At 43.1% G+C, this 7,539-nt stretch carries 9 protein-coding genes and 1 pseudogene; 7 read left to right on the forward strand and 3 right to left on the reverse strand.

The window, feature by feature from the left end; translation table 11 throughout:
- Positions 1-113: 113 nt before the first annotated feature.
- Positions 114-329 (forward strand): annotated as a pseudogene (locus U8D43_RS20995) (HAMP domain-containing protein); the annotation flags it as partial.
- A 15-nt stretch (positions 330-344) separates the two neighbouring features.
- Entirely contained in the window at positions 345-1,274 is a 930-nt protein-coding gene (locus tag U8D43_RS12265; RefSeq protein ID WP_442893602.1) for a methyl-accepting chemotaxis protein, read from the forward strand.
- Positions 1,275-1,614: 340 nt separating this feature from the next.
- On the opposite strand, the gene U8D43_RS12270 is transcribed toward U8D43_RS12265, so the two are convergent.
- Entirely contained in the window at positions 1,615-2,436 is an 822-nt protein-coding gene (locus U8D43_RS12270; protein ID WP_335871469.1) for a Cof-type HAD-IIB family hydrolase, read from the reverse strand.
- A 165-nt stretch (positions 2,437-2,601) separates the two neighbouring features.
- Between U8D43_RS12270 and rpiB the strand changes: the two genes are divergently transcribed.
- The 3 genes from rpiB to U8D43_RS12285 are packed head-to-tail and all read left to right on the forward strand — an operon-like array spanning position 2,602 to position 4,232.
- Positions 2,602-3,042 (forward strand): ribose 5-phosphate isomerase B, encoded by a 441-nt coding sequence (rpiB, locus tag U8D43_RS12275; protein ID WP_335871470.1) that lies wholly within the window; start codon positions 2,602-2,604, stop codon positions 3,040-3,042.
- A gap of 11 nt (positions 3,043-3,053) precedes the next feature.
- Positions 3,054-3,629, forward strand: a complete 576-nt coding sequence (locus tag U8D43_RS12280) for a TIGR01440 family protein (RefSeq protein WP_335871471.1) — start codon at positions 3,054-3,056, stop codon at positions 3,627-3,629.
- Positions 3,630-3,674: 45 nt separating this feature from the next.
- Complete coding sequence (locus U8D43_RS12285; RefSeq protein WP_335871472.1) at positions 3,675-4,232, forward strand: histidine phosphatase family protein; 558 nt, start codon at positions 3,675-3,677, stop codon at positions 4,230-4,232.
- Between the two features lie 6 nt (positions 4,233-4,238).
- Here U8D43_RS12285 and U8D43_RS12290 read toward each other — a convergent pair whose 3' ends face one another.
- The gene (locus tag U8D43_RS12290) at positions 4,239-4,808 is read right to left on the reverse strand and encodes a nucleotidyltransferase family protein (protein ID WP_335871473.1); all 570 of its coding nucleotides are present in this window, start codon (positions 4,806-4,808) and stop codon (positions 4,239-4,241) included.
- Positions 4,809-4,897: 89 nt separating this feature from the next.
- Between U8D43_RS12290 and U8D43_RS12295 the strand changes: the two genes are divergently transcribed.
- Positions 4,898-5,410, forward strand: coding sequence for a GNAT family N-acetyltransferase (locus tag U8D43_RS12295; protein ID WP_335871474.1), 513 nt, complete (start codon positions 4,898-4,900; stop codon positions 5,408-5,410).
- Between the two features lie 409 nt (positions 5,411-5,819).
- A complete protein-coding gene (gene glyA / locus U8D43_RS12300; RefSeq protein ID WP_335871475.1) occupies positions 5,820-7,055 on the forward strand; it encodes a serine hydroxymethyltransferase in 1,236 nt (411 codons plus the stop codon).
- 246 nt (positions 7,056-7,301) lie between these two features.
- On the opposite strand, the gene U8D43_RS12305 is transcribed toward glyA, so the two are convergent.
- Entirely contained in the window at positions 7,302-7,433 is a 132-nt protein-coding gene (locus U8D43_RS12305) for a hypothetical protein (RefSeq protein ID WP_335871476.1), read from the reverse strand.
- Positions 7,434-7,539: the final 106 nt, after the last annotated feature.

Consider the following 7,539-nt stretch of genomic DNA (forward strand, 5'->3'; position numbering starts at 1 on the left):
ATAAGTTTGGATTAAGAAAGAAACTTGTTCTTTTTACGACAGTGTTAGCGATTATAACTTATTCTGTTACCGCATTTTTTATGTATTACATTCAGCCAAATTTTATGAGTTCCATGAGCGAAGGTTTATTTGCTACGATTACACTGGGTTTAGGGATATTCTGGTCAGGGATATTAGCTTTTCTCGCAGCCGGCCTAATCGTGCGTCCGTTGCAAAATTTAGAAAAAGCAGCACTTCAAGCAGCTCGCGGAGATATTACACAAGATGTGGAGTTATCTAAATCAGATGATGAAATCCGCGCACTTGGAATCGGGTTCAACCGACTGTTAGGCAGCATTCGCAAAATGGTTCAAAATATCGAAGAAAATTTCAGCCAAACAAATGATAGTGTTGTACGGATTTCCGAGGCGTCTACTCATGCTTCACAACGTGCCGATTCAATTTCCAAAACGATTGCAGAAATTTCAGCTGGAGCAGAGAGTTCTGCCGTTTCGGTTCAAGGAACAGCGGAAGCGCTTGAAGACATCACCCGGATTGCTGAAGAGGTGCAAAACCGTGCCGAAGCTTCACATTTATCTTCGATTGACATGGTAAAAGAGCTTGGAGAAAGCAAAGAAGTGATTCATTCATTAATACACGGCATGGAGCGATTGGCACAAGGAAACGCATCTTCTTTGGAAGCGGTTCATCGACTAGAAGAGAATGCCAAAAAAGTGGAGCGGATTATTGGCCTTGTTGGCGACATTGCTTCGCAAACGAATTTATTAGCATTAAATGCCTCGATTGAAGCGGCTCGTGCTGGGGAACACGGGAAGGGCTTTGCTGTCGTTGCCGAAGAAGTTCGGAAGTTAGCGGATGAAAGTGGTACCGCTGTTCAAGGTATTTCCGAATTGATTCAAAACATCCAAAAAGAAGTGTCTGCAGTTGTTCAGCAAATCACCGAGCAAGTGAGCTCTGCCAATCAAGAAGCTAAAAAAGGCAATAAAACTCATGAAGTGTTCGATCATATGACGTCAACGATCCACGAAGTCGCAAACTCAGTGGAGCAAATTACTACTCTCGTAAGCAAACAAATGGAAAGCATCAAAGATACGTCAAAACAATCTCAAGACGTATCAGCCATTGCAGAAGAAACATCTGCCGGCTCTTTCGAAGTGTCAGCAGCGACAAAAGAACAAGCTGCAGTCATGCAAAACGTCGAAGAACTCGTCACCGGACTGCAGGAACAAGCAGGAAAACTTAAGAAAACCATTTCCAGCTTTCGTATGGATTGATTGCTAGGAAGATAGAATAGAAAAAGCGCGGCGAATTGAACGTTGATTTGCCGCGTTTTTTGTGTTGAGTAGGAGTGTGGGGGAGAGTAGTCGGTAGGGATTGGTGCGGGAAAAGTTGAGAAGTCGTGCGCAAAAGTTAGAAAGTGGTGCGCAAAAAGAAAGTTGTGCATAAAAGGAAAAAGTCGTGCGCAAAAGTAAGGAAGTCGTGCACAAAAGAAGATAAGTCGTGCGCAAAAGTAAGGAAGTCGTGCACAAAAGGAGAAAAGTCGTGCGCAAAAAATATCGCGCATAAAAGTCATAAGAAAATCAAAAAACCCCTGCTTTTGCAAGGGTTCCATTCTTAAACTGAAACAGTCGTTAGCACAAATTCCTCAACAATCTTCGCGACGCCATCTTTATCATTTGTGTCGGTCACATAATTTGCTTTTTCTTTAATATCCTCAGGAGCATTGCCCATCGCGACACCAAGACCAGCGAATTCAATCATGGTTAAATCATTGTAGCTGTCACCAATGGCGATGACCTCTTCTTGCGTAATGCCCAGTTTTTTAATGAGAAAGTCTAGGCTCGCTCCCTTGGTCACACCAAGTGCAGTAAATTCTAAGAAAAATGGCTTCGAACGCATCACGCTGAGAGAATCAGCGAGCTCGGCTTGAAGCTTTTGCTCAACTTCTACTAATCTAGCAGGTTCTTTAAGCATGAGTGCTTTGACGACAGGTTCACGCACTGCTTCTTTAAAGTCAGACACGACCTCAACGGGAAGCCCCGTTAATTCACTTTCAATGGTTGCGAAGGCATTTGCGGTGTTCGTGATAATGGTATCGCCGACATAGGTCAAAATTGAAACGTCTTCACGGACGCTTAAATCATGCAATTCATGAGCAGTTTCTGGAGAGAGCGTCATGCTATAGAGTTCTTCATTTGTTTGGCAATCAATAATTTTTGAACCATTAAAGGATAAAATATAGCTACCAAACTTCTCAAGCTGGAGTTCGCGAGCGATCCCGCGCATGCCAAATGTCGGGCGTCCAGATGCTAATACGACTTTAACCCCTTGAGCTTGTGCGGTCATCAAGGCGTTTATTGTACGTAGAGAAATGGTTTGGTCACTTTGAAGCAATGTATCATCTAAATCGAGTACGATCATTTTATATTGGGTCATCATCAACATCCTCTCTTCGTTGCGTAACCACTCTATCCTACCTCATGTTTAGCGAGAAGAATAGAAGAAATATATGAAAGTTTTTCGAATTACGGTCTATTTTCTTTATAATTCCAGATGATTATGACAAAATAAAGAGCATAACTAATAAAAGGGGGCTTTCCCATGAAAGTGGCATTAGCATCTGATCACGGTGGTATACAATTACGCAATGAAATTCGCAATTTATTAGAAGAAATGAAGATAGAGCATGAAGACTTTGGTTGTGAGTGCGAGGGTTCGGTTGATTATCCTGATTACGCTTTACCTGTTGCCGAAAAAGTGGCAAGTGGTGAGTTTGATAAAGGAATTTTGATTTGTGGAACCGGAATCGGGATGAGCATCTCGGCGAATAAAGTAAAAGGCATTCGTTGTGCGCTTGTTCATGATCTTTTTTCAGCGAAGGCAACAAGAGAGCATAATGATACGAATATGCTAGCGATGGGAGAACGCGTCATTGGCCCTGGTTTAGCTCGAGAAATTGCACGTGTTTGGTTATCGACTGAATTTGAAGGTGGCCGTCATGAAAATCGACTGAATAAGATAACCCAATACGAAAATAAGTAGTAGGTGAATTCATGGACAACTTGATTCAAAACTGGAGAGATGAGCTTCATTCAATCTTGCAGGAATACCAAGAGCAAGCCAACTTGAAACCGGGACAAATCTTCGTAGTTGGCTGTTCAACTTCTGAAGTGAGCGGAGCAAAAATTGGTACAGCCGGTGCAACGGAAGTGGCAGTAATGCTGTACGATGAACTCAACAATTTTGCCAGAAAAAACGATCTTCAGCTGGCGTTTCAGTGCTGTGAACATTTAAACCGAGCGCTTGTGGTCGACCGAGCCCTTGCGGAAAAATTGGATTTGGCGGAAGTCACGGTTGTTCCGGCTAGAACAGCTGGTGGAGCAATGGCGACACTTGCGTATGAGCGCGCACAAGATGCGGTGGTCGTCGAACATATTGTGGCTCACGGCGGCATTGATATTGGTGATACGTTTATCGGCATGCATTTAAAGCATGTGGCGGTGCCTATTCGTGTTACAAAAAATCAAATCGGTAGTGCTCATGTCACCTTAGCTCGCACGCGACCAAAGTTGGTTGGTGGTATTCGTGCGGTTTATGAAAAAACTGTTGAAAATGAAAAATGTACTTGAGAAAGAGGTGCTCAGAGCATCTCTTTTTTTGAAAGGGTGAAATGCATGAAAACAACTCTATATTTAGTTCGACATGCTCATTCGGTTTATACGTCAGATGAGTATGAACGCCCATTGTCACGGCAAGGTTTCGAGGATGCTATTAAGGTAGCGGATCTTTTACAAAATGAAAAAATCGATCAAATTACCTCTAGTCCATATCGGCGAGCGAAGCAAACCGTTGAAGTGCTAGCCGGTTCGCTAGGAATTGAAATAGAAGTTTACGAGAATTTAAAGGAAAGAAGGCTGGCTCTGCAATCCGTCGACAATTTTGAATCCTCCATTGAAGCTGTTTGGCGTGACGAGCAATTTGCTTGGCCAGGTGGCGAATCCAATGCACAAGCTCAAAAAAGAGGTATCGCTGCAACAGAAATGCTTCTACAAAAATATAGAGGACAATCCATTGTCGTCGGGACACATGGCAATTTGATGGTGTTAATCATGAATCATTATGATCAGCAATACGATTATAATTTTTGGAAGAAGCTGGCGATGCCAGATATTTACCAGTTAACTTTTGAGGATCACCAGCTCACAGACTGCAGAAGAATTTGGGTCAAATAGCTCCTACTAATTTTGTGTAGAAACTATCACTTTTGGCCAGGTTTTCGACCAATTCTTCTTCAACACTCGTAGTTGATAAATGGCCATTCGTGCGTCTGTTTTTTGAAAATAAGGCGTGGGTGCAATCGTCATCGAGAACAAATCGTCCACCCCTAAAGGAGCCGCTAACTTCACGCGATCATGTTCATCTAACTTCACACCAAGTGCGGTAGCGGTTTCTGGGAATTTTGACATAGCGTCATTAGCGCTTGTGTAAGGTGATGAATGATTCTTCACATGCATTCGAGCCTGATTTTTCACCGACCAAGGGATGCCAGGAAGATTTAATCGAAGCTGTTCTTCTAAGACTTTTTCTCTATGCTCACTAACTATTTCTGTGTCAAAATAAATGACATCTACATCTGGGAGTGGAGTTTTATTTTGAAATCCGTGAAGGCTATCCCAAACTTTGCTTCGGACGAAACCAGCACATATCCACCAATCAGGTAAATCTAGAGATTGAGCTGCTCGTAATATCTTCAGCATTTCTTCATCACGCTCAAATAGATTTTCTATGTCTATCATAGTTTTTAACATTATTTTAACCCCCATAAGTCTAGTGGTATTCATTAGATTGAAGTGTAACACTCCGATGTATATTCTTGGTATAAATAGGAGTGATAAAGATGAACATCCGCACAGAACAACCACAAGACATCGACCAAATAACGACCATCACAAACGCAGCTTTCAAGGGCGAAGGTGAAGCGAAGCTCATCTCGCTCATTCGTGAATCTGATTACTTTATTCCTGAGCTGTCATTAGTAACCGAAGAAGATGGAGAGGTTATTGGCCATATTTTATTTTCTAAAATTTTCATTCAAACGAATGCGAGCAAAGTTTCGACTTTAGCGCTAGCACCAATGAGTGTATCGCCGGAAAAACAACGACAAGGAATCGGTCAGCAGCTTGTCCGAGCAGGGCTACAAACTGCGAAAAAATTAGGTTGTCAACATGTGTTTGTCTTAGGGCATCCAGAGTTTTATCCTAAGTTTGGGTTTACGCCTTCAGTGGAATTTTCGATTACGCCTCCTTTTCCAGTCGGTCCTGAATATTTCATGGCAATCGAGCTTCAAAGAGGCTCATTAAGTGAAGTTGCAGGTCAGATTGTTTATTCACCGCCGTTCAGTGCTCTTTAGGAGAGGCTGTGTTCGCAAAGATTGTGGCTTTTCGAATTTGCCCTCCTATCGTGATGAAGAATGACTTCGGGCATCTTTTCGCATCATTTTTGACCCGATATGATGAAAGATAAGAGTGATTCCCTATTTTTTGTATGCTACAGCAACAAAGTATGCGAAAAAAACCTTAGGAGAAGTTGATTTTGTAAGAATCTTCGTCTTTTTTCGAACGAAATCACTGGCAAAATGAAGGTTTTTACAAATAGTAAATTAAACCGCCATAATGCAGACGAAGAGCCTAGAAGAAAAAATAGGCGTAACGACTTTTTAACGGTGGGCGCACATGATAGAATATAGTAGGTTACATAAAATGCAATATTACGAATTTAAAGGCTGTGTGTTTGATGATATTTGAAGGGGGATATGTAAGATGAAACAATTAGCCAATCAAGATCCACAAGTGTTTGCTGTGATTCAAGATGAACTTAATCGTCAACAATCTAAAATTGAATTGATCGCTTCTGAAAACTTCGTAAGCGAAGCAGTAATGGAAGCGCAAGGATCCGTTCTGACGAATAAATATGCGGAAGGCTATCCAGGACGTCGTTATTATGGTGGGTGTGAGCATGTTGATGTGGCGGAAAATATTGCTCGTGATCGCGCAAAAGAAATTTTCGGCGCAGAGCATGCTAACGTTCAACCTCACTCAGGTGCACAAGCTAATATGGCCGTTTACTTCACTATTTTAGAGACTGGCGATACTGTGCTTGGGATGAACCTCTCTCATGGTGGTCATCTAACACATGGAAGTCCGGTTAATTTCAGTGGTGTTCAATATAATTTCGTTGAATATGGTGTCGACAAAGAAACACACCATATTAACTATGAAGATGTTCGTCAAAAAGCCGTTGAGCATAAACCAAAGCTGATCGTCGCAGGTGCAAGTGCTTATCCTCGTACGATTGATTTTGCCAAGTTTCGTGAAATCGCTGATGAAGTGGGCGCTTATTTAATGGTAGATATGGCTCATATTGCTGGACTTGTGGCAACGGGAGACCATCCGAATCCAGTTCCTTATGCTGATTTTATTACCACGACAACACATAAAACGTTAAGAGGACCTCGCGGAGGAATGATTCTTTGTAAAGAAGAATGGGCGAAAAAAATTGATAAGTCTATTTTCCCGGGTATTCAAGGTGGTCCATTGATGCATGTCATTGCCGCAAAAGCCGTTGCATTCGGAGAAGCTCAGCAAGAATCCTTCAAAGACTATACTCGCTCGATTATTGACAACGCCAAACACTTGGGAGAAGCCTTACAAAAAGAAGGGTTAGATCTTGTTTCTGGTGGGACAGATAATCATTTGCTTTTATTAGACTTACGTTCACTCGGGTTAACCGGTAAGGTAGCGGAAAAAGTGTTAGATGAAATCGGAATTACCGTGAATAAAAACACGATTCCATTCGATCCAGAAAGTCCGTTCGTCACCAGTGGCATTCGTATCGGAACAGCCGCTGTCACGACACGTGGCTTCGGCTTAGCTGAGATGGATGAAATTGCAGGAATTATGGCGCTAACGCTGAAACATCATGAAGATGAAGCAAAACTAAATGAAGCGAAGCAAAGAGTGGATGCTCTCGCAGCGAAATTCTCGCTATACGCTTAAAGGAAAAAAGGAAACTCTTGGGAGTTTCCTTTTTGTGAGGGCTATTTTATCTAATTTTTGACTACATTCTTCATTTGCCTGCCGCCTCAGGGCGAGCCACTTCCGCTTTTCGTGATCCAGCTGCAGTGGCTAGGGACTCGGGCATTTGTCAGCCCACTGCGTGAAGCAGGCTTCACTGCGTGTACTGCCAGATGCCTGCCGTCCCTGGGCGAGCCACTTCCGCTTTTCGTGATCCAGCTGCAGTGGCTAGGGACTCGGGCATTTGTCAGCCCACTGCGTGAATCGGGATTCACTACGTGTACTGCCAGATGCCTGCCGTCCCTGGGCAGCCACTTCCACATTTCGTGATCCAGCTGCAGTGGCTAGGGACTCGGGCATTTGTCAGCCCACTGCGTGAATCGGGATTCACTACGTGTACTGCCAGATGCCTGCCGTCCCTGGGCAGCCACTTCCGCTTTTCGTGATCCAGCTGCAGTGGCTAGGG

It is taken from the genome of Bacillus sp. 2205SS5-2 (genome assembly GCF_037024155.1).
Lineage (GTDB): Bacteria > Bacillota > Bacilli > Bacillales > Bacillaceae_K > Bacillus_CI.

Excerpts from the sequence above, each read along its gene's own strand:
- U8D43_RS12305 (WP_335871476.1), bottom strand. The coding sequence starts at position 7,433 with ATGCCCGAGTCCCTAGCCACTGCAGCTGGATCACGAAATGTGGAAGTG.
- U8D43_RS12290 (WP_335871473.1), bottom strand. The coding sequence starts at position 4,808 with ATGTTAAAAACTATGATAGACATAGAAAATCTATTTGAGCGTGATGAA.
- U8D43_RS12265 (WP_442893602.1), top strand. The coding sequence starts at position 345 with ATGGTTCAAAATATCGAAGAAAATTTCAGCCAAACAAATGATAGTGTT.
- U8D43_RS12270 (WP_335871469.1), bottom strand. The coding sequence starts at position 2,436 with ATGACCCAATATAAAATGATCGTACTCGATTTAGATGATACATTGCTT.
- U8D43_RS12285 (WP_335871472.1), top strand. The coding sequence starts at position 3,675 with ATGAAAACAACTCTATATTTAGTTCGACATGCTCATTCGGTTTATACG.
- U8D43_RS12295 (WP_335871474.1), top strand. The coding sequence starts at position 4,898 with ATGAACATCCGCACAGAACAACCACAAGACATCGACCAAATAACGACC.
- rpiB (WP_335871470.1), top strand. The coding sequence starts at position 2,602 with ATGAAAGTGGCATTAGCATCTGATCACGGTGGTATACAATTACGCAAT.
- U8D43_RS12280 (WP_335871471.1), top strand. The coding sequence starts at position 3,054 with ATGGACAACTTGATTCAAAACTGGAGAGATGAGCTTCATTCAATCTTG.
- glyA (WP_335871475.1), top strand. The coding sequence starts at position 5,820 with ATGAAACAATTAGCCAATCAAGATCCACAAGTGTTTGCTGTGATTCAA.